The sequence below is a fragment of the Myceligenerans cantabricum genome (genome assembly GCF_054777735.1).
The window spans coordinates 1136164-1156560 of record NZ_BAAHAJ010000009.1; the positions used below are offsets into that span (position 1 = coordinate 1136164).

General features: G+C 70.8%; 16 protein-coding genes, 1 tRNA gene, 1 other RNA gene and 1 pseudogene. 14 read left to right on the forward strand and 5 right to left on the reverse strand.

Annotated elements, in window-relative coordinates; genetic code table 11:
- The first annotated feature begins 3 nt into the window (after nt 1-3).
- Nucleotides 4-990, forward strand: coding sequence for a Fic family protein (locus ACYU96_RS14170; protein ID WP_460754521.1), 987 nt, complete (start codon nt 4-6; stop codon nt 988-990).
- A 101-nt stretch (nt 991-1091) separates the two neighbouring features.
- Here the strand turns inward: ACYU96_RS14170 and rnpB are convergent.
- Nucleotides 1092-1490, reverse strand: an RNA gene (rnpB, locus tag ACYU96_RS14175) — RNase P RNA component class A.
- A gap of 86 nt (nt 1491-1576) precedes the next feature.
- On the opposite strand from rnpB, the gene ACYU96_RS14180 reads away from it, so the two are divergent.
- From ACYU96_RS14180 to mtnN, 8 genes are all read left to right on the forward strand, one after another.
- Nucleotides 1577-2794, forward strand: a complete 1218-nt coding sequence (locus ACYU96_RS14180) for an MFS transporter (RefSeq protein ID WP_460754523.1) — start codon at nt 1577-1579, stop codon at nt 2792-2794.
- A gap of 164 nt (nt 2795-2958) precedes the next feature.
- Nucleotides 2959-3789: a YaaA family protein gene (locus ACYU96_RS14185; protein WP_460754526.1), complete on the forward strand. Its 831-nt coding sequence runs from the start codon at nt 2959-2961 to the stop codon at nt 3787-3789.
- Nucleotides 3790-4026: 237 nt separating this feature from the next.
- On the forward strand, nt 4027-4890 hold the full coding sequence (locus ACYU96_RS14190; RefSeq protein ID WP_460754529.1) for a Nif3-like dinuclear metal center hexameric protein: 864 nt from the start codon (nt 4027-4029) through the stop codon (nt 4888-4890).
- 127 nt (nt 4891-5017) lie between these two features.
- Nucleotides 5018-5749 carry a zinc ribbon domain-containing protein gene (locus ACYU96_RS14195; protein WP_460754532.1) on the forward strand — a complete coding sequence of 244 codons (732 nt, stop codon included), beginning with the start codon at nt 5018-5020 and terminating at the stop codon, nt 5747-5749.
- Complete coding sequence (locus ACYU96_RS14200) at nt 5749-6486, forward strand: histidine phosphatase family protein (RefSeq protein ID WP_460754535.1); 738 nt, start codon at nt 5749-5751, stop codon at nt 6484-6486. Before ACYU96_RS14195 ends, ACYU96_RS14200 begins: the two co-directional genes overlap by 1 nt.
- Before the next feature lie 378 nt (nt 6487-6864).
- Nucleotides 6865-8232, forward strand: coding sequence for an endo-1,4-beta-xylanase (locus ACYU96_RS14205; protein WP_460754538.1), 1368 nt, complete (start codon nt 6865-6867; stop codon nt 8230-8232).
- A gap of 209 nt (nt 8233-8441) precedes the next feature.
- Nucleotides 8442-8894, forward strand: a complete 453-nt coding sequence (locus ACYU96_RS14210) for an S-ribosylhomocysteine lyase (RefSeq protein ID WP_460754670.1) — start codon at nt 8442-8444, stop codon at nt 8892-8894.
- Nucleotides 8891-9736, forward strand: a complete 846-nt coding sequence (gene mtnN, locus ACYU96_RS14215) for a 5'-methylthioadenosine/S-adenosylhomocysteine nucleosidase (protein ID WP_460754540.1) — start codon at nt 8891-8893, stop codon at nt 9734-9736. The genes ACYU96_RS14210 and mtnN overlap by 4 nt, the downstream gene beginning before the upstream one ends.
- A gap of 375 nt (nt 9737-10111) precedes the next feature.
- Here the strand turns inward: mtnN and ACYU96_RS14220 are convergent, their stop codons facing one another.
- Nucleotides 10112-11971, reverse strand: coding sequence for a bifunctional 3'-5' exonuclease/DNA polymerase (locus ACYU96_RS14220; RefSeq protein WP_460754673.1), 1860 nt, complete (start codon nt 11969-11971; stop codon nt 10112-10114).
- Nucleotides 11972-12102: 131 nt separating this feature from the next.
- On the reverse strand, nt 12103-14868 hold the full coding sequence (gene aceE, locus ACYU96_RS14225) for a pyruvate dehydrogenase (acetyl-transferring), homodimeric type (protein WP_460754543.1): 2766 nt from the start codon (nt 14866-14868) through the stop codon (nt 12103-12105).
- A 427-nt stretch (nt 14869-15295) separates the two neighbouring features.
- Here aceE and ACYU96_RS14230 point away from each other — a divergent pair, with 427 nt between their 5' ends.
- From ACYU96_RS14230 to ACYU96_RS14245, 4 genes are all read left to right on the forward strand, one after another.
- Nucleotides 15296-15715 (forward strand): DUF3052 domain-containing protein, encoded by a 420-nt coding sequence (locus ACYU96_RS14230; RefSeq protein WP_460754675.1) that lies wholly within the window; start codon nt 15296-15298, stop codon nt 15713-15715.
- On the forward strand, nt 15712-16188 hold the full coding sequence (locus ACYU96_RS14235) for a peroxiredoxin (RefSeq protein WP_460754545.1): 477 nt from the start codon (nt 15712-15714) through the stop codon (nt 16186-16188). The genes ACYU96_RS14230 and ACYU96_RS14235 overlap by 4 nt, the downstream gene beginning before the upstream one ends.
- A gap of 68 nt (nt 16189-16256) precedes the next feature.
- Nucleotides 16257-16329 (forward strand) — tRNA-Val (locus tag ACYU96_RS14240).
- A 70-nt stretch (nt 16330-16399) separates the two neighbouring features.
- The gene (locus tag ACYU96_RS14245) at nt 16400-16675 is read left to right on the forward strand and encodes a hypothetical protein (protein ID WP_460754547.1); all 276 of its coding nucleotides are present in this window, start codon (nt 16400-16402) and stop codon (nt 16673-16675) included.
- A 267-nt stretch (nt 16676-16942) separates the two neighbouring features.
- Here ACYU96_RS14245 and ACYU96_RS14250 read toward each other — a convergent pair.
- Both ACYU96_RS14250 and ACYU96_RS14255 read right to left on the reverse strand, forming a co-directional pair.
- Nucleotides 16943-17989, reverse strand: a pseudogene (locus ACYU96_RS14250) (recombinase family protein); the annotation flags it as partial.
- Between the two features lie 394 nt (nt 17990-18383).
- Nucleotides 18384-18872, reverse strand: a complete 489-nt coding sequence (locus tag ACYU96_RS14255) for a single-stranded DNA-binding protein (protein WP_460754550.1) — start codon at nt 18870-18872, stop codon at nt 18384-18386.
- A 308-nt stretch (nt 18873-19180) separates the two neighbouring features.
- Here ACYU96_RS14255 and ACYU96_RS14260 point away from each other — a divergent pair, with 308 nt between their 5' ends.
- A complete protein-coding gene (locus ACYU96_RS14260; RefSeq protein ID WP_460754553.1) occupies nt 19181-20143 on the forward strand; it encodes a hypothetical protein in 963 nt (320 codons plus the stop codon).
- The last annotated feature ends 254 nt before the right edge of the window (nt 20144-20397 follow it).

Sequence of the window (20397 nt, forward strand, 5' to 3'; positions counted from 1 at the left end):
ACGGTGTACGCACGGCTTGAAGGCGCGATCGGTGAGCTCAACGAGCGCCTCGGAGGGCTTCCCTCCCCGAAGGAGTCGGAGTTCGTCTGGTCCGACATCTGGCACCTCGAGGCGCACCACTCGACCGCGCTCGAAGGCAACACCCTCGTCTTGCGGGAGGTCGCCGCACTGCTGGACGGCGGCCGAGCCGTGGGAGCCAAGCCCCTCAAGGAGTACATGGAAGTCCAGGGGTACGGCGCCGCCGCGCAGTGGGTCTACGGACACGCGCTGGAACCAGGCGACTGGCACGACGGCAACCTGATCAGCGTCTTCGAGGTGCGCCAGGTGCATCAGCGGACGATGAGCCCCGTATGGGAGGTCGCACCGCATCCGGATGCCACATCCCGCGAGGCACCGGGGCAGTTCCGAGAACACGACATCCACCCGTTCGGGGCTGGAATGCAGCCCCCTGGCTGGCCGCTGGTCCCAGCGATGGTCCAGGACTGGGTCGACTCAGTGAACGCCGCACGGGACGAGTTGCACGACCGGACCAGCCGCGCTCCGTGGCCCGAGCGCCTCGCCGAGATACACAACCAGTTCGAGCGCGTCCACCCGTTCATCGACGGCAACGGACGCACAGGTCGCCTCCTGCTCAACCTCATCCTGGTCCGTCTCGGCTACCCACCGGTCATCGTGCTCAAGCGCGAACGTCCCGCCTACCTGTCCGCGATGCAGAGGTCGGACGACGGCGAGCACGGACCCCTGGGCGAGCTCCTCGCGCGTGCCATGTACGACAACCTCAACCGGTTCATCGTCCCGGCAGTGGCAGGCCCGGCCCGCCTGGTACCGCTCGCGTCGCTGGTGAACAAGGACTTCAGCTTGGCCGCACTGCGCCAGGCCGCACAGCGTGGCCGACTCGACGCCATCCAAGGACCCGACGGCATTTGGCGATCGAGCCGAAAGGCAGTCCAGGCTTATCAGCGCAACAAGCGATCCCGTGCCAAGCAGTAGCCGGAGAACTCCCCCACGAGCCCGATTTCCCGCGGGTCACGCAGATCCTAGGTCGACCACCGGCTCCTTGCGCTCATTACCGCAGGTCACAGCACTAAAAGCGGACGAGCCGGCCCATACGCCGGGTTCTGTTTCCCACACGAGGTCACCCCCGCGCGGGCGACGGCCATCCATCTAGGCCCAGCGTTGCCGCTGGGCTCGAGCGGTCTACCCGAGAGCTCGGGCGAGCAGCCCTCGAACACTCCCTGTCTGACCTTGCTCCGGGTGGGGTTTACCGAGCCGCGCCTGTCACCAGGTGCGCTGGTGGTCTCTTACACCACCGTTTCACCCTTACCGTCACCGGTCGCCCGACGACGGCGGTCTGTTTTCTGTGGCACTGTCCCGCGGGTCACCCCGGGTGGCCGTTAGCCACCACCCTGCCCTGTGGAGCCCGGACGTTCCTCGGCGCCGACGCTTCCGGTTTCCCGGGCCACCGACGACGCGGCCGTCCGACCGGCTCGTCCGCGCAGGCCAGACTACCCGAGCGCGGACGCACGCGCGTCGTCGCCCCTACCGGACCACGCGCGGGAGTGGTTGGATGCCCGACATGACAGCGACCACGGCTCCCGAGGGCCTGCGCCAGAACCGCGTGGCAGTGCTGGCCGCCTTCTTCGCCCAGGGATTCGTGTTCGTCAGCGCCACCCTGTACATCCCGAAGATCGTCGGGCTGTTCCGCCTGGACGCCGGCACGTTCTCCCTGTTCCTGCTGGGGATGGTGCTGGCGGCCGCCGTCGGCTCCGCGATCGCCGAGGCGGTGGCTCGCAGGGCGGGGAGCGCGGCCGCGCTGCGCGCCGGGCTCGTGACGATGGCTCCTGCCCTGGCTCTCATGTTCGCCACCGGCAGCCTGGTGGGCCTGGCGGCCGGCATGGCAATGTACGGGATCGCGTTGGGCATGGTCGACGCCGGCTCGAACATGCAGGCCGTCACCCTGGAACGCCGGTACGGCCGCCCGATCCTGCCGTCGTCGCAGGGCGCATGGACGTTCGGCGGGATCCTCGCGTCGCTGGTCTCGCTCGCCGGGATCGCGGAGCTGCCGCTGGCGACGGGTGCGCTGTTCGCCGTCGTCGCCGTCGTCGCGGCGCTCACGCCGTTGCAGGGAAGAGACGTCCCCGCGCCCGAGGCAGGTGCCGGGCCGGACGCGCCGTCCCCGGTGGCCGCCGCCGCCCCGGCCGACAGCCCCGGCCAGGGCGCGCCGTGGGGCGCGATCGCCCCGGCCGGGATCGCCTTCCTGATCTTCTACCTGGTCGACGCCGCGGCCCAGACCTGGGGCCCGCTCTACCTCGATATCGTCCTCGACTCCCCCGTACGACTGATCGCGCTCGCGACCTTGCCGTACCTCGCGGCCACCTGGCTGGCCCGGCTCGCCGGCGACCGGCTGACCGCCCTGTACGGCGCACCCGCCGTCGTCCGGACCGGCGCGGTCGTCGCGTTCGTGGGACTCGGCGCCGTCGTGCTGGCGCCGTCCTGGCCGGTCGCGGCCCTGGGATTCTTCGTGACCGGCGCCGGGCTCGGTGCCGTCGCGCCACTGAGCTTCTCCGCCGCCGGCCGGATCGCCGGCGGGGACCGCGCCCGGTCCGACGTCGTCGTCGCCCGGTTCAACCAGCTCAACTACGGGGGCGCGCTGCTCGGCTCCGTCGTCACCGGGGTGATCAGCACCGGATCCTCCTTGCGCATCGGGTTCGCGATCCCGCTGGTCCTGGTGCTCGTCCTGATCCCGTTGGCCCGAGGCTTCGCCACCGCACCGCGGACCGCCGCCGGGGCGTGATCGCTCGTCGGGCCCACCGGCGACCGAGCCCGTCAGAGAACCGCACCGCCGCGCGCGTACTCCAGTTCCAGGAATCGCCGATGCGCTCGATCGGCGGCGGCCGGGGCCCTCCGGCCCGCGCCGGCCGCACGGCCCGCCCGGCGGGCTGCACCTAGACTCGTGCGGTGCTCCTCCTGCTCCCCCCGTCCGAGGGCAAGACGCCCGCGCCCGACGACGCCCCGCCCGTCGACCTCGGTGCGCTCGCCCACCCCGGGCTGACCTCGCAGCGGCAGACCGTGCTCGACGCGCTGGCCGCCGCCTCCGCGCGCGACGACGCGACCGAGGTCCTCGGCGTGAGCCCTCACCTCACCGACGAGGTGGCCCGCAACACCCACCTCAAGGACGCGCCGGCAGGACCTGCCGCCACCGTCTACACGGGCGTGCTCTACCACGCTGCCGGCCTCGGCGACCTGACCGGGGACACCGCCGAGCGCGCCGCCCGGACCGTGCGGATCTTCTCCGGCCTGTGGGGCGTCGTCGCGCCCGCCGACCGCATCCCCGCCTACCGCCTCTCCATGGGGGTGCCGCTGCCCGACGTCGGCCCGCTGGCCCGGGCGTGGCAGCCGCTGCTGGCCGCGGAGCTGGGGCCGCGCGCGGCGGGCGGCGTCGTCGTCGACTGCCGGTCCGCGACCTACGTCGCCGCCTGGAAACCCCCCACGACCGGGCCCGACGCGCCCGAGTGGGTCACCGTCCGCGTGGTCCGCGAGGTCGAGGGCAAGCGGTCCGTCGTCTCGCACAACGCCAAGCACACGCGCGGCGTGCTGGCCGGCCACCTGCTGCGCCGCCCGGCCGAGCCGACGACGGCGGCCGACGTGCTCACGGCAGCCCGCGAGCTCCTGGGACGGGTCGTCCTCACGGAGGTCACCACGGGCAACACCCAGACCCTCGTCGAGACCACCCTCACCCCGCCGTCCCGCCGCAACACCCCGCAGACCCTGGAGCTGGTCCTCCACTGACCAGCCGCCGACCACACCATCCTGCGTCAGGGAGCGGTCCCACCCCGCAAGACGGCGTGGCCGCCGCCCTGCTGACGCCGTGGCCGCCGTGCAGCCGAGGCCGTCAGTGGCCGCACACCGCCACCCGGCCCGCGGGTCAGTGGCCGCACACCGCCACCCGGCCCGCGGTCACAGATCGGCCGCCGGTGTCCCCACGGCAGAGCGCTGTCGAGGGCGGCAGGAAGTAGGCTCGCGGGCGTGAGCTCCGCACCCAGTCTGGCCGATGTCGTCCGTGTGCTCGACGGGCTGTACCCGCCCGGAACCGCCGAGGGCTGGGACGCCGTCGGGCTGGTCGCCGGGGACCCCGCCGCCGAGGTGCGGCGGGTGCTGCTCGCCGTCGACCCGGTGGCCGACGTCGTGGACGAGGCCCTCGAGTGGGGCGCCGACCTCCTGGTCACCCACCATCCGCTGTTCCTGCGCGGCACGCGCTCGGTCGCCGCCACCACGTTCAAGGGCTCCGTCGTGCACCGGCTCGTCACCTCCGGGTGCGCCCTGCACGTGGCCCACACCAACGCGGACTCCGCGCCGCGCGGCGTCGCCGACGCGCTCGCCGACCTCGTCGGGATCACCGACCGCCGCCCCCTCGTCGCCACCGCGGACGACGCCGAGATCGGGATCGGCCGCGTCGGCACCCTCACCGAACCCGTCACGCTGCGGGACTTCGCCCGCCGCGTGGCCGACGCCCTGCCGGCGACCGCTCAGGGCATCCGGTACTCCGGCGACCCGGACGCCACGGTGCGCACTGCTGCCGTCGTCGGGGGCTCCGGAGACTCGCTGTTCGACGACGTCCGCGCCGCGGGCGTCGACGTCTACGTCACCTCCGACCTGCGCCACCACCCCGCCTCCGAGCTCCGGGAGCGCGCGGCGTTCGAGGCGGCCGCCCGCCCGACCGGGCAGGGCACTCCGTTCCTCGTCGACACCGCGCACTTCGCGAGCGAGTGGCCGTGGCTCACGTACGCCGCCGAGGACCTGGCCGCCGGGCTCGCGGCCGTGGGGCTGCCGGGCGTGGAGGCCCGGGTGAGCGACGTCGTGACGGACCCGTGGACCGACGTCGCGCGGTAGCGTTGCCCCGAGGTCGCGCCGGCAGGCGCCCCCGACGCCGCCACGCAGCGCGTCCAGGGGCTGGTGTCGCCGCGACGCAACCCACCCCCGCGGCCTCCTGACCTGCCCGCCCTGCGAGAGGACCCCAGTGACCACTGCTCCCCCTGATGATCAGCGCACGCTCCTCGAGGTACAGGCGCTGGACACCCGGCTCCAGCAGCTCGCCCACGCCAAGCGCAACCATCCCGTGCTGGCCCGGATCGCGGAGCTGGACGGGCAGATCAAGGACCTGGACGGCTCGCTGGTCGAGTCGCGCACGGCGGTCGCCGACCTGAAGCGGGAGCTGACGAAGGCGGAGGCCGACGTCGAGCAGGTGCGCTCGCGGTCGGCTCGCGACCAGCAGCGGCTCGAGACCGGCGGCGTCGGGGCCAAGGACGCCGTCGCGCTGACCGACGAGATCGCCGCGCTCGCGACGCGCCAGGCGGCTCTGGAGGAGGTAGAGCTCGACGTCATGGAGCGGCTGGAGGCGCACGAGGAAGCCCTGGCCAAGGTCACTGCCGCGCACGACGCGCTGACCGCCGACCGCACGGCGGCCGAAGGCGAACGCGACTCCGGCTGGGCCGAGATCGACGCGGAGGCCCGGTCGGTCACCGCCGCGCGCACGAGCCTGGCCGAGCCGCTGGACGCCGGCCTGATCACCCTGTACGACCGCATCCGCGCCCACCAGGGCGGCCTGGGCGCGGCGCCGCTGCGCGAGGGCCGCTGCGAGGGCTGCCGGCTCGAACTGAACCCCGGGGACCTCGGGGCCGCGCGGGCCGCCGCGGACGACCAGGTCGTGACCTGCGAGGAGTGCGGCCGGATCCTGGTGCGGAACGCCTGATGGGTTCTTCCGACCCCACGGAGCGCGCGCCCGGCTACGACACCCACGTGCGGCGCCCGCCCGGTTCGGTGAGCCGGTTCGACGGCGCGCTGCCCCTCACCGCCGTGCTCGTACGGCACGGCGTCACGGCGATGACGGAGGTCGGCGCCTACTCGGGTTCCGACGTGCCCGGGCCCGAGCTGTCCCCGCGGGGGCGCGGGCAGGCGGCCCAGGCAGCCGACGCAGTCTTCCGGATCGGGCGCGACGAGCGCGGGCTGTGGGCGGACCTGCCGCGGCCGACGGCGATCGTCGCCTCCCCGATGGTGCGCACCCAGGAGACGGCGGGCGCCGTCGGACGCCGGCTCGGGCTGCCCGTCGAGGTGGACGAGCAGTTCGCCGAGTGCCGGTTCGGCGACTGGGAGGGCCTCACCGCGGCGCAGATCGAGGCCGGGTGGCCCGGCGAGCTGCACCTGTGGCACAGCACCGGCACGTTCCTGCCGCCGCACGGCGAGTCGTACGCGCAGGTGGGGGCCCGGGTGTGGGACGGGATGCAGGCGCTGGTCGACGGCGGTGTGGGGCGCACCGTGGTGGTCGTCGGGCACGCGGCGCAGATCCGGACGGCCGTCGGCCAGGCGATGGGCGCGCCCGCGTCGCACTGGCCGCGGATCCGGATACCACCGGCGTCGCTGTCGGTGCTGCGGCTCTGGGCCGACGGGGCCAGCGAGATCACGGCGGTCGGGTTCCCGACGGACTCCTGACGCGGTGTCGGGGCGACCAGCGGTGTCCGCCGGGGCTCTGACCAGCACGTCGAGGCCGTCGAGGCCGTCGAGGCCGTCGAGGCCGTCGAGGCCGTCGAGGCCATCGAGGCCATCGAGGCCATCGAGGCCATCGAGGCGACGACAACACCGACGGAGCGACCGAGGATCCGGCGCGTCCCCCGAGGAGGCCCGGCGATGCCCTGTCGGCGGCCTAACCGATTAGCCCCTTGTCTTCGATAACGTTTTCAGTTCATCCTCCCGCTAGGAGCTCGTGCGAGACGGCGGTTGCCAGCGGCAGCACCTGAGCGCACGACCTCCCGGGCCGGGCCCGCGTGCCCGGCCGCTCAGGAGAGAGAAGCCCTCGACGAGGAGGATGAGATGAGGAACCGCACCACGCCGCCACGGCGTCGGGCAGCCCTGACAGCCGGGATCTTTGCCCTGGTGGCGACACTCGGCGGCGGAGTGGCGTTGTCCACCACCGCGAGCGCCGCCGGGAACACGCTGCAGGAGGCCGCAGCGGAGTCCGGCCGCTATTTCGGTACCGCGATCGCCGGCTACAAGCTCAACGACTCGACCTACACGACCATCGCGAACCGCGAGTTCGACATGATCACGGCCGAGAACGAGATGAAGCTGGACGCCACCGAGCCGCAGCAGGGCCAGTTCAACTTCTCGGCCGGCGACCAGATCGCGAACTGGGCGACCCAGAACGGCAAGCGGCTGCGTGGCCACACCCTGGCGTGGCACTCGCAGCAGCCGGGCTGGATGCAGAACATGGAGGGCTCCCAGCTCCGCCAGGCCATGCTCAACCACGTCACCGAGGTGGCGACGCACTACCGCGGCCAGATCTACGCCTGGGACGTGGTGAACGAGGCGTTCGCCGACGGCGGCACGGGCGCCCGTCGCGACTCGAACCTGCAGCGCACCGGCAACGACTGGATCGAGGCGGCCTTCCGGGCCGCCCGCGCCGCCGACCCGGATGCCAAGCTCTGCTACAACGACTACAACATCGACAACTGGAGCTGGGCCAAGACCCAGGCCGCGTACAACATGGTCGCGGACTTCAAGGCGCGCGGCGTGCCGATCGACTGCGTCGGCCTCCAGTCGCACTTCAACTCCGGCAGCCCGTACCCGGACAACTACCGCACGACGCTGGAGAGCTTCGCGGCGCTCGGCGTGGACGTCCAGATCACCGAGCTCGACATCGAGGGTTCCGGTCAGCAGCAGGCCGACACGTACCGCAAGGTCGTGGAGGACTGCCTCGCGGTCTCCCGCTGCAACGGCATCACGGTGTGGGGCGTGCGTGACACCGACTCGTGGCGTTCGGAGGGCACTCCGCTGCTGTTCGACGGCAACGGCAACAAGAAGGAGGCGTACCACTCCACCCTCGACGCCCTCAACGGCGGCGTCACGCCGGACCCGACGGACGACCCGACCGACGACCCGACCGACGACCCCACCCTTCCGTCCGGCGACTGCTCCGCCGAGCTGACGATCGTCAACTCGTGGGACTCCGGCTATCAGGGCGAGGTCACGATCACCGCGGGGTCGTCGGCGATCAGCGGCTGGACCGTGGACCTGCCCGGCGCCATCGACGTCAACCAGGTCTGGAACGGCACGCTGTCCGGCTCGACCGTCTCCAACGTGTCGTGGAACGGCAGCCTCGGTGCGGGACAGAGCACCTCGTTCGGCTTCATCGGCAACGGCTCGCCGGCGTCGGCCACGTCCCTGGCCTGCGGGAGCTGATCACCGCACTTCCCAGTTTCCCTTCCGGCCCCCGGTCGGGAACGATGCTGACGTCGTCGCAGAAGCCTGTGACGACATCAGCGTCGTTCCCGCGACCGGTGCGCCGGCGAGGAGCGGGCCGACTTTGCCGTCCCACCGGTGGACCGCCGACAAGGAGAGCTGGGGCGGAGTGCGACACGTAGGGTTGTTCCGTGACCGATCAGCACCGCATGAACGTCGAGTCGTTCAACCTGGACCACCGTGCCGTGGCCGCACCGTACGTGCGCCTGGCCGACCGCAAGGAGCTTCCCGCAGGCGACGTCATCGTCAAGTACGACGTCCGCTTCGCCCAGCCGAACGTCGGCCACCTGGAGATGCCGGTGGTGCACTCGCTGGAGCACCTGTTCGCGGAGAAGTCGCGCAACCATTCCGACCGGGTCCTCGACTTCTCCCCGATGGGCTGCCAGACGGGCTTCTATCTCATCCTCCAGGGCGACCCGGCCGAGGCCGAGGTCCTCGACCTCATCGAGGCCACCCTGACCGACGTCGCGTCCGCCACCGAGGTGCCCGCCGCCAACGAGGTCCAGTGCGGCTGGGGCGCGAACCACACCCTCGACGGCGCCCAGGGCGCCGCGCGCGCGTTCCTCGCCGAGCGTGCGCAGTGGACGCGGGTCTTCGCATGACGACCGCTCCCGGCGGCGGCGCGGTCGACGCCGCCGTCATCGTCGCCATGCCCGACGAGGCGGCCCCGTTCCTGGCGCTCGCCGGCATCCCGGCATCCGACGCCGCCACCACGACCACCTCCGAGAGCGGGGCTGCCTCCCCAGCCGGGGCCGCTTCCCGACCGGGGACCGCTTCCGGACCCGGACCCAGGACCGCTTCCGGACCCGGACCCGGGGCCGGCTCCGGACCCGGGGCCCGCACCATCGGCTCCGCCGAGCACCGGGTCCTCACGCTGGGCGGTCGGCAGGTCGCGCTGGTGCGTTGCGGGATGGGGTTCGTGAATGCCGCCGGGGCCGCGATCGGCGCCCTGCTGACGTACGGCACCGTGCCCGTGATCAGCGCCGGGTCCGCGGGTGGTCTCGCGCCGGTGATCGCGGTGGGCGACGTCGTCGTCGGACGGACGTACGTCAACACCGGTGCCGACGCCACGGCGTTCGGATACCACCTCGGGCAGATACCCCGTATGCCCGCCGTGTACGGCGCCGACCACGGGCTGCTCGAGGCCGTCGAGAGCGCTGCCGGGCACGACCAGAACCTGGTGTCGGGCACCATCGGCTCGTCCGAGAGGTTTGTCACCGCCGAGCCCGCGCGCGCCCTGCGCGAGACGTTCGACCAGGTCCTGGCCGTGGACATGGAGTCGGCGGCGATAGCGCAGGCGTGCTACAACTACGGCGCGCCCTTCATCTCGGTCCGCGGGATCTCGGACCTCTGCGCCCCGGACGACTCGGAGTTCTTCACCCACGTCGACGACGCCGCCCTCCGCTCGGCCCGGGTGGTCACGGCCGCGCTGGCACACCTCTGACACCCCACACCCCGTCTCCCCTCTCCCGTCTCCCGTCTCCCGTCTCCCGTCTCCCCTCTCCCGTCTCCCGTCTCCCGTCTCCCGTCTCCCGTCTCCCGTCTCCACACCCCACACCGCCCGCCACCCCGGGCCCGCCACCCGGCATCCGGCCCGGCATGCCACCCGTGATCGGTCCGTTCTTGAGTGATCGGTAGTTCAAACGACCGATCACTCAAGAACGGACCGATCACTACCCCGGAGCCCGGGCCGGAACGCGGACCCGGAGCCCGGGGCCGGCGCCTTTCCTGGCCCGTCGTCGAAGGGCTCTGCGCTCGACAGCGCGACCCATCCCTCGGCCGTGGGCCGGTGCGGGGCGTGCGGGGCCTGCTAGGCCCGCTAGTCCTTGGCGTCGGCGTAGCTGTCCACGGTCGCGACGCTGAGCGGGAACGTGACCGGGAAGTCGCCGAACAGGAGCCGGCCGGCCTCGTCGGCGGCGGCCCGGACCTCGTGGGCGACGGCGTCGGCGAGAGCGGCGGGAGTGTGCACCACGACTTCGTCGTGCAGGAAGAACACCAGGTGCGGCCGTCGGGCGAAGGGCTCGGGAGCCCCGCCGATGCTGTCCGGCACCTCGCCGAGCGCCCACAGGCGCCGGCGGAGCGAGGCGATCCAGCACAGCGCCCACTCGGCCGCGGTGCCCTGCACCACGAAGTTCCGCGTGAACCGGCCCCAGGCACGGGTCTGCGTGCGGGCGCGGGACGCGTCGTCGGCGCCGGCGTCCTCGGCGAAGGCGCGCGCCTGCGCGGCGGCCCACTCGCTGCCCGGCAGCGGTGAGCTGCGCCCGAGCCGTGTGGTCACGACCTCGCCCCGCTCCCCCGCCCGCGCCGCGCGCTCCACGAGGTCGATCGCCCGCGGGAAGGCCTTGGCGAGCCTCGGCATCACCTGCGCCGACACCCCCGTCGTGCCGCCGTACATCGCCCCGAGCATGCCGATCTTGGCCTGCTGGCGGTTCTCGACGACCCCGTCCGCCACCATGCCCGCATACATGTCGACGGCCTCCGTGGCCCCGGCTCCGTCCCCGTCCCCCGCTCCGCCACCACGGCCACGCGTGCTGCCGTCACCTCCCTGACGACGAGCGGGACCCTGACCCGCGGCCGCCATGCGCTCGTCCCGCGCCATCCCGGCCAGCACCCGCGGCTCGAGCTGCGCGGCGTCGGCGACGACGAACGTCCAGCCCGGGTCCGCCACGACCGCGCGGCGCACGCTGTGCGGGAGCTGGAGTGCACCGCCGCCCGTGCTCGCCCACCGGCCCGTCACGACACCACCCACCGCGTACTCCATGCGGAACCGGCCGTGCGGCGCCCAGGTGTCGAGCCACGTCCAGCCGTTCGCCGTGTACAGCCGGTACAGCGACTTGTACTCGAGCAGCGGCGCGATCACCGGGTGGTCGAGCTTCTCGAGCTCCCACTTGCGCAGGCTCCGCGCGCCCACCCCCGCGTACTCCATCGCACGCAGCAGGTCGGGGTGCGAGTCGGGGTTGAGGCCGGCCGGCGCGTCCAGCACCTCCCGGATGCGCTCCACCAGCGCCTCGAGCTTCGCGGGCCGGACGCCCGGCCGGGGGCGCGGGCCGAGGGCCTCGGTGAGGATCGCGTCGTGCACGTCCGCACGCCACGGCAGGCCGGCATGGTGCATCTCGGCGGCAGCCAGCGCACCGGCGGACTCTGCCGCGACCAGCAGCCGCAGCCGTCCGGGCGCCGCGCTCGACGCGACCGCACCGAGCTGCGCGGCCAGCTCGGCGGCAGGATCCAGGACGTCGCCCCCGCCCGTGCCCGCCCCGCCGCCAGGGCCGCTGCCGGACGAGGGCCCGGTCGCGTCACCACGGTCATCCGCCCCGCCGCCGGCACCGCGCGCCGTCAGCTCGTCGAGATCGAAGAGGGCGGCCGGGGCGACGGCCACGAGAGCGCCACCGGCGTGCGGTGGTGGCGCGGGCGGCAGCCCGTCCCACGGGCCCCGTGGCGCGGTGGCCAGCTCCGTGCCCGCCGTGAGCGCGGAGGCGCGCAGGATCGCGTGCACGAGCCGCAGGTCGTGGGCGCGCTCGACCCGCACGCCGTCGGCGAGGAGCCTCGGGTACCAGCCGTTCGTGTCGTCCCACGTCCAGCGGGGCGGCGCGGTGGGAGCGCCGTCGTCGGCCACGGCTTCCCCGGGCTCGGGCAGCCGGGCGACGGCGGCCCGCGGGCCGCCTGCCCGGGACAGGATCATTCGCACGATCCAGATTCTGCCCGGACACACTGACATCGACCGCCGACACCACGGAGCGGTCGCCCCACGGCCACCGCGGACGCGGACGGCGGGGGCGGCACCCAGGTGCCGCCCCCGCCGTCAGACCCGGCTCAGCTCTCGCCGCCGGTGCTTCCCGAGGTGCCCGCGGTCACGTCGAGCAGGCGGTACTTCTCCACCGCCTTGGCGACGACGTCGGCCGGCACCTCGCCGCGGCGCGCGAGCACCTGCAGCGTCTTGACCACCATCGACGGACCGTCGATGAGGAAGTGCCGGCGCGCTGCCGCGCGGGTGTCGGAGAAGCCGAAGCCGTCGGCGCCCAGCACGGCGTACTCGCCGGGCACCCAGGCACGGATCTGGTCCGGCACCATGTGGTCGTAGTCGCTGGTCGCGACGAACGGCCCGGCAGCGCCCTGCAGCTTCTGCGTGAGGTAGGGCACGCGCGGCTCGGCGGCCGGGTCGACGAACGCGTCGTGCTCGGAGTCCAGCGCGTCGCGGCGCAGCTCCGTCCAGCTCGTCACGGACCAGACGTCGGCGTGCACGCCCCAGTCCTCCCGGAGCAGCTCCGCCGCCTCCAGCGCCCACGGCACACCCACGCCGGAGGCGAGCAGCTGGGCGCGCGGCCCGTCGCCGCCGTCGGCCGCGTGGATGCGGTGGATACCGCGCTTGATGCCCTCGACGTCGACGTCCTCCGGCTCGGCCGGCTGGACCATCGGCTCGTTGTACACCGTGAGGTAGTACATGACGTTCTGGTCGCGGCCGTCGGCCCCGACGCCGTCCTCGCCCGGCCCGTACATGCGCTCGATGCCGTCCCGCACGATGTGCCGGATCTCGTAGCCGTAGGCCGGGTCGTACTGCACGATCGCGCGGTTGGTCGCCGCGATGATCGGGCTGTGGCCGTCGGCGTGCTGGAGGCCCTCACCGGTCAGGGTGGTGCGGCCCGCGGTCGCGCCGATGATGAAGCCGCGCGTGAGCTGGTCACCCGCCGCCCAGAACTGGTCGCCGGTGCGCTGGAAGCCGAACATCGAGTAGAAGATGTACAGCGGGATCAGCGGCTCGCCGTGCGTCGCGTACGAGGTGCCGACCGCCTGGAACGCGGCGGCGGAACCGGCCTCGTTGATGCCCGTGTGCATGATCTGCCCGGACTCGGACTCCTTGTAGCTCAGCATGAGCTCGCGGTCCACGGCGAGGTAGTTCTGTCCCAGCGTGTTGAAGATCTTCGCGCTCGGGAAGATCGAGTCCAGGCCGAACGTGCGGGCCTCGTCGGGGATGATCGGCACGATCCGCTCGCCGAAGCCCTTGGACTTGAACAGGTCCTTGAGCATGCGGACGAACGCCATCGTCGAGGCGACCTCCTGCGTGCCCGACCCCTTCGCCAGCAGGTCGTAGGACTTGTCCTGCGGCAGCGTCAGCTCCGTCTTGGGCTTCGACCGGCGCTCCGGCACGAAACCGCCGAGCCGGCGGCGGCGCTCCAGCATGTACTGGATCTCCGGCGACTCCATGCCCGGGTGGTAGTAGGGCGCGGCGTACGGGTCGACGAGCTCGTCGTCCGTGATCGGGATGTTGAGCGAGTCGCGCAGCGCCTTGAGCTCGTCCGTCTTGAGCTTCTTCATCTGGTGCGTGGCGTTGCGGCCCGCGAACCCGGAGCCGAGGCCGTAGCCCTTGACGGTGTGCGCCAGGATGATCGTCGGCTGGCCGGTGTGCGCGCGGGCGGCGGAGTAGGCCGCGTAGATCTTGCGGTAGTCGTGCCCGCCGCGCTTGAGGTTCCAGATGTCGTCGTCGGTCATGTTCTCGACGAGCGCCTTGGTGCGCGGGTCGCGGCCGAAGAAGTGCTCACGGATGAACGCGCCCGACTCGGCGCGGTACGTCTGGTAGTCGCCGTCCGGCGTGACGTTCATGAGGTTGACCAGGGCGCGGTCCTTGTCCGCCTGGAGCAGGGCGTCCCACTCACGGCCCCAGACGACCTTGATGACGTTCCAGCCGGCCCCCTTGAACTGGGCCTCCAGCTCCTGGACGATCTTGCCGTTGCCGCGGACCGGCCCGTCGAGGCGCTGCAGGTTGCAGTTCACCACGAACGTCAGGTTGTCGAGCTGCTGCTGAGCCGCGAGCTGGATCATGCCGCGGCTCTCCGGCTCGTCCATCTCGCCGTCGCCGAGGAAGGCCCACACGTCCTGCTGGCTGGTGTCCTTGATCCCGCGGTTGTGCAGGTACCGGTTGGTCCACGCCTGGTAGACCGCCGACGCCGGGCCGAGGCCCATCGACACCGTCGGGTACTCCCAGAAGTCCGGCATGAGCCGCGGGTGGGGGTAGGACGGCAGACCGCCTCCCTCGTGCGACTTCTCCTGCCGGAACCCGTCGAGCTGGTCGGCGCTGAGCCGCCCCTCCAGGAAGCCGCGGGCGTACACGCCCGGCGAGGCGTGGCCCTGGAAGTAGATCTGGTCGCCGCCGCCCTCGTGGTCCTTGCCCCGGAAGAAGTGGTTCAGGCCCACCTCGTACAGCGTCGCCACCGACGCGTAGGAGGAGATGTGGCCGCCCACGCCCAGTCCCTCGCGCTGGGCGCGGGTCACCATGACCGCCGCGTTCCAGCGGATGAAGGACCGATAGCGCCGCTCCATCGCCTCGTCGCCCGGGAAGTAGGGCTCCTCGTGGATACCGATCGTGTTGACGTACGGCGTCGCCGTCGTCGCGGGGATGTGCACGTTGCGCTCGCGGGCCCGCCGCAGCAGGTTGAGCATGACGTACCGGGCCCGCGGACCGCCCTTGTCCTCGACCAGTCCGTCGAACGACTCGACCCACTCGGAGGTTTCCTCCGGATCGATGTCCGGCACAGCGCTGAGCAGACCGTTGATCAGCGGTCCGGTCTCGTCAAACGAAGCCACCAGCAACCTCTCCGTCGTCGGCGCGGCTGTTCGGCCACGCTTCTCTCGTCCTGCCCCTCGGGGGCGGCCCCGTCGCGGTCCGCGACGCCCGCCCACGCACAGGTGGTCCCCACCATTCTGGCCCCTCCCGGCGTGGTCTCACACCATAGGACGGTCAAGAAGCCCAGGCAGGTGCGTGATCTGCGTTACTTCCCGACGACTTCTCGCGGATGATGCCCGGTCCTGAGACGGAGTATCGCTTTACTGAGACCAGGTACGAATATGGAGGTCGCCCTGCGACGACGGCAACGGCGCGTTCTCGCCGCCGAGCCAGGCAACGGTCCGACAACTCTGGCGCGCCCGTGCAGCGCGCCACGTCTGAGTGCACTACCTTTGCCACGAAAGGACGCCTGGTCACCACGCGGCCCAGGATGACATGACGAAGGGAATGCAGAACCAAGTGAGTGCGGACACCCAGGGTGCGGACCGACTCGGATTCAAGGCCGACCAAGTGGTTCAGGAGTTCGGCTGGGGCGACGACGTCGACGACGACGTGCGCGCCGAGATCGAGAAGATCACCGGCAACGAGCTCGAGGACGAGGACTACGGCGACGTCTGCGACGGCGTCGTCCTCTGGTGGCGCGACGACGACGGCGACCTGACCGACGCCATGGTCGACGTCACCACGCTGCTCGACGACGGCGGGCTCATCTGGATCTTCACGCCCAAGGCAGGGCGCGACGGCCACACGACGCCCGGCGAGATCCAGGAGGCCGCGAACACCGCCGGCCTGCAGACCACCAACACCTTCGCGATCGCCGAGGAGTGGTCGGCCACCAGGCTGGCGTTCCGGGGTCGGGGGAAGTGACAAGCACCCCCGCGTCCGGCGTCGTCGGCCCCGGGGACCCGGCGCCGGACTTCACGCTGCCCGATACGCACGGGACCCCCGTGCACCTCGCCGACCTGCGCGGCGAGGCGGTGCTGGTTGTCTTCTACCCGTTCGCCTTCTCGGGCATCTGCACGGGCGAGCTGTGTGAGCTGCGGGACAACATCGAGGACTTCGAGACCGCCGGCGTACGCCTGCTCGCCGTCTCCACGGACCCCGTCTACACGCTCAAGGCGTGGCAGGAGGCAGAGGGCTTCGGCTTCGACCTGCTCAGCGACTTCTGGCCGCACGGCGCGGTCGCGCAGGCGTACGGGGTGTTCGACGACGTGCCCGGGATCGCCCTGCGCGGATCGTTCCTCGTCGACGCGGACGGGATCGTGCGCTGGAGCGTCGTCAACCCGCGCGGCAAGCGCCGCGACCTCGAGGGGTACCGGCAGGCCCTGGCCGAGATCTGAGCGCCACGACACGACACACACCTGCGTGGTCCGGACCCGGGGCGGGTATCCTGGTCCGCGCCGTTCCAGGGCCTGTAGCTCAGCTGGTAGAGCATTGCGTTTACACCGCAACGGTCGGGGGTTCAAGTCCCTCCGGGCCCACCCGAGGTTGGATGTTCAAACCCGCGACGTCGGCGGGTTTGGCATCCGGCCCCTGCTGTAGGGCCGCGTCGTGGGCCAGGGCGTCGGCTTGGAGCGCCGGGTCGAACAGGACGTCGAACGGCTCGCCGTGGTCGGCGGTCACGGCGTCGGTGCTCTCGATCTCGTAGATGTTGATGCGCTCGAAGAACGCCTGGTTGGCGATGCGGCGCAGCGAGTCGTTCAAGCTCATGTAGATCGCGTGCGCGTTGCCGGCCAGCTCCAGGCAGTCCTCCAGGTGGGCCTTGGCCTGGTCGTACTCGACCTGCCCTGCCTCGATCCGGGAGTCGAGGAACGCGAGCCGGCGTGAGATGCGGTCCTGTTCCTCCTTGAGGAGGTCGAGCGGCACCGCTCCCGCGTGGTGGGCACGCAAGAGGCTGCGCCGTTCGTCGCGGAGCTTGTCCCGTTCTGCGCTCAGCGCGCGTCGTTCGGTCTTGCTTGCGGCGTGGAGGTCGTCGAACTGGCGGGTGAGCATGTGCCGCAAGGCAGTGACGATATGCTCCGGGATCTGCACCTGCCGGTAGTAGTCCTCGACCTTCTGCTCGATGTCGGCGACGGGCATCGCCTGACGCAGGCAGTTCGTGCGCTTGGAGTGCCGGCCCGCGCACATGAAGTATGGGTAGACGACGCCCTTGCCGTTCTTCGCATGGGTGACCAGGAGCCGGGAGCCGCAATCACCGCAGTAGATCGAGCCCTTCAGGTAGTGCTCGTGCTTCTGGGTCCTCTCCCCGGAGACCTGGTGCGCGGTCAGGACGTTCTGGACCCGGTACCAGAGTTCGGCACTGACGAGGGGGTCGTGGACGCCGTCGTAGCGGGCGCCGCGGAAGATCACGTCGCCCTTGTAGTACGGATTGGAGAGCATCTTCTGGATCGTGGACAGCCCCGGCGCCTTCGAAGGGCGTTTCGGGGTTGGGAGGGTCGTCAGCCCGCGATCGATCAGTTCCTCGTGCAGCATCGATGTCGAGTAATTTCCGGTCGCGTAGGCCTCGAACGCCCACCGCACCAGAGCGGCACGATCGGGATCGGGGACGACGGTGGGCACGTCGCGGCCGAGTTCGTCGCGCTGGTGGACGTTGAGATAGCCGAGCGGCGCGCGAGCGACGGTGCCGCCGCCCGCGGCCTTCTGCGTCATGCCCTTCGTGACCTCGCTGGCGAGGTTGCGGGAGTAGAACTCCGCGATCGTAGACATGATGCCGTGCAGGAGCATCCCCGACGGCGTCTCGTCGATGTTCTCCGTCGCGGAGACGAGCATGACCCCGGCGTCCTTGAGCGCGAGGTGGATCGCCACGTCGTCGGCGCGATTGCGGGCGAGCCGGTCGACCTTGTGCACGATGCAGTACGCGACCGGGTGGGCCTTGACGTACTCGATCATCCGCATGAGCTCGGGCCGATCGGCCTTGCGCGCGGACTCCCCCGCGTCGATGAACTCCTCCACGACGATCGCGTTCAGGTCGCGGGCCTTGCGCAGGTTCGCCTCGCGCTGGGCGGGGATCGAGAACCCTTCGTCGCGCCCGCCGCGCTCCGCCTGTTCCTTGGTGGAGACGCGCAGGTAAGAGACGGCGAGGGTGGTGGTCTCGCCCAGCCGGTCGATGCTCGATGGTGGTGCTGGTGGCGCCAGGGTCATGTGTCGTGTTTCCTCTCACCGATCGGTGGGAGCCAGCACGACGGCGAACCGTCGTGTGGTGCGACTCGTCATCGGAAACACGACCCCGGCCGGCGATACGACCGTGGGTAAGCCTTGGAGGCCACAAGACCGCGCACCCAGCCAGCTCGCGCGGGCTGTGGCGATGTGCCCTCACTCTACCTTCGGAGCGTGTTCCGGCCCGGGCTTCGTGCGCGGTTCGGGCCGGTCCCGGTCACCGGGATGAGCGTCCTGCTCCCCTCGTGCGACTGCCATGGCGAGGAAGACCTGCGCGAGCTTGTGCAGGTCGGGTGACTGGCGCGGGACGGCTTCGACGCGGAAGTGTCGTTGGCGAGCTCGGCGGCGGCGCTGCTGGCGGTTCATGGCGCACCGCCAGTCACAGCTCGAGTTTCGGCGCGGTGTTCGTCGCCGTCCGGCGGGCGGCGCGACCGGGGCCGCGACCGGGGCCGGGGCCGGGGCCAGCAGGCCTTCCCGCGACCTCCTGCGCTGCGGCGGCCTGGCTTCGCCGGCTGCGGTCGACCTCGTAGCTGGTGCGGGCGACGTCGTGCCCGAGCTTCCGCGCCACGAACTCCTCGGCCTTGGCGGCCCGGCCCTCCGAGTCGATGCGGTCGTACTCGCGGGTGTAGCCCTCGGCGATGAACTTGTCGCCCTTGGCGAAGCGGGCATGCCCGCGCTCGGCGGTCTTCTTGAACGCCACGAGGTCGTGGAAGGTCGTCTCGGTCTGCGTGAACGACCCGTCGGGCTCCTTGCGGTAGTGCTCCTGCCCGATCTTGACGTAGAGGCGGGCGTCGCCTCGCTCCGTGCGCGTGAGCTGCGGATCGGACGCGATGAATCCCGAGAGGGATTGCTGCGTGTGGATGGCCATCTGGCTGCCCTCCTCACTTCAGTGAGCGACTCAGTTGGGGCTGCTCTGTCAGGGAGGTGCGCCTGGGAAGCCGTACTACGTGTCGCGCGTCGGCAGGACCACCCCGGGACCCGCCCCATCAGGTCCGCCAGCTCCCGCTCGAACAGGTCAGCGTCTATGCTCAAGGCTGCGGCCACCGCCGCGGTCTTCTCGGTCCACACAAACCAGAAGCATCACCGGCGGTGGCCGCACCTGTCGAACCCACCAGACAGCGTCACCGCAGGCCAAGAGCCAGATCTACGGCTGTAGGTTCCAACACGATCCGAGAGGTGCACGGGATGCCAAATCTAAAGTTCTTCACCGACCTGCCATCTGTCGAAGACCTGTGGGAAGCCAAGGATGTTCAGCACCTTCCTAACGGTCCAACCACCTATCAAGAGAATCTAGACCGATATGAAATAGTGCGAGGGATCCTAAATGCAATAGAGCAAGAGCCGGAGTCTGAACTTCCGACGTCGGTTCGAGATACTGCCAAAGAGGTTAAAAATGATTTCAAGAGGGTCGCCACGGAGATCGCAAACACTGACCCCGCTGATCGCCGTTCCGCCGAGGCCAAGCTAGAAGCTTTTGCCAAGACCGTTGATCGCCACTACGACGACGTACTCACACATCTGAGGCCGCAACTGCGCGCTGACGTGCGCGACATGCAAGACCGGCTCGGAAAGGCAACGAGCCTTGAAGCGCAACTCCGCCAGAGCCTCGCTGGATTCAAGGATCTCCACTCGAAGGTGGAGGACCTCATCCTCAAGGTCACCACGGGCGGCCAGGCGAAGCACTTCGAAGATGAGGCGGAACGCCAACGAAATGCAGCTATACTCTGGCTCCTCGCCGTCATTGGAGCAGGGCTAGGGCTCGCCATCGTCGTTGCCTGGCTCTTGATTGAAACTCGCTCGATCGATCAGTCGGAAGACACCGGATGGGAGGCCATCGGCGCAATGCTCGCGACCAAGGCCCTCACGATCGGCGTCCTCTCGTGGGCGGTCTCGTTCTGCTCTCGCAACTATCGGTCACATCGCCACATGGAATCGATGTACCGCCAAAGAATGGCAGCAGTTAATACCTACGTGGTCATGGCTTCCTCCCTGGAAGAGGACGACGCTGGGCGCTCCATCGTACTGACGGAGTTGGCAAAGGCAGTGTTCGCCAGCTCGGAAACAGGACTTACGCCAGGTGGAACTTCAGAGAAAACAATCATTGAGAACATCATCCCACTTACCACGGTACGTTCCTGACGGCTCCACGTCGCCCTGGATCTCCTGCCGCTGACCCCGACCAGCTGCCCCCCTCAGGCCCGATGCCCGCATCGCATCGCATCGCGCAGCCTCCACCGCAAGGTCGCCATACTTGCTCGCCCCTGATTCGGTGTACCGCAAGGCAAGGAGCCCGGTCGGGACAGGGTCACGGCAAAGTCATGTCTGTAGGAGTGTGAGTGGTCGGGTTTCGTCTCTGATCATGTGACGGTGGGCGGCGGCGATGTTCTCGTGGC

What these genes read in the sequence shown, in the direction of transcription:
- ACYU96_RS14220 (WP_460754673.1), bottom strand. Translation starts at nt 11,971, where the DNA reads ATGATCCTGTCCCGGGCAGGCGGCCCGCGGGCCGCCGTCGCCCGGCTG.
- ACYU96_RS14210 (WP_460754670.1), top strand. Translation starts at nt 8,442, where the DNA reads ATGAACGTCGAGTCGTTCAACCTGGACCACCGTGCCGTGGCCGCACCG.
- mtnN (WP_460754540.1), top strand. Translation starts at nt 8,891, where the DNA reads ATGACGACCGCTCCCGGCGGCGGCGCGGTCGACGCCGCCGTCATCGTC.
- ACYU96_RS14200 (WP_460754535.1), top strand. Translation starts at nt 5,749, where the DNA reads ATGGGTTCTTCCGACCCCACGGAGCGCGCGCCCGGCTACGACACCCAC.
- ACYU96_RS14255 (WP_460754550.1), bottom strand. Translation starts at nt 18,872, where the DNA reads ATGGCCATCCACACGCAGCAATCCCTCTCGGGATTCATCGCGTCCGAT.
- ACYU96_RS14230 (WP_460754675.1), top strand. Translation starts at nt 15,296, where the DNA reads ATGCAGAACCAAGTGAGTGCGGACACCCAGGGTGCGGACCGACTCGGA.
- ACYU96_RS14205 (WP_460754538.1), top strand. Translation starts at nt 6,865, where the DNA reads ATGAGGAACCGCACCACGCCGCCACGGCGTCGGGCAGCCCTGACAGCC.
- ACYU96_RS14180 (WP_460754523.1), top strand. Translation starts at nt 1,577, where the DNA reads ATGACAGCGACCACGGCTCCCGAGGGCCTGCGCCAGAACCGCGTGGCA.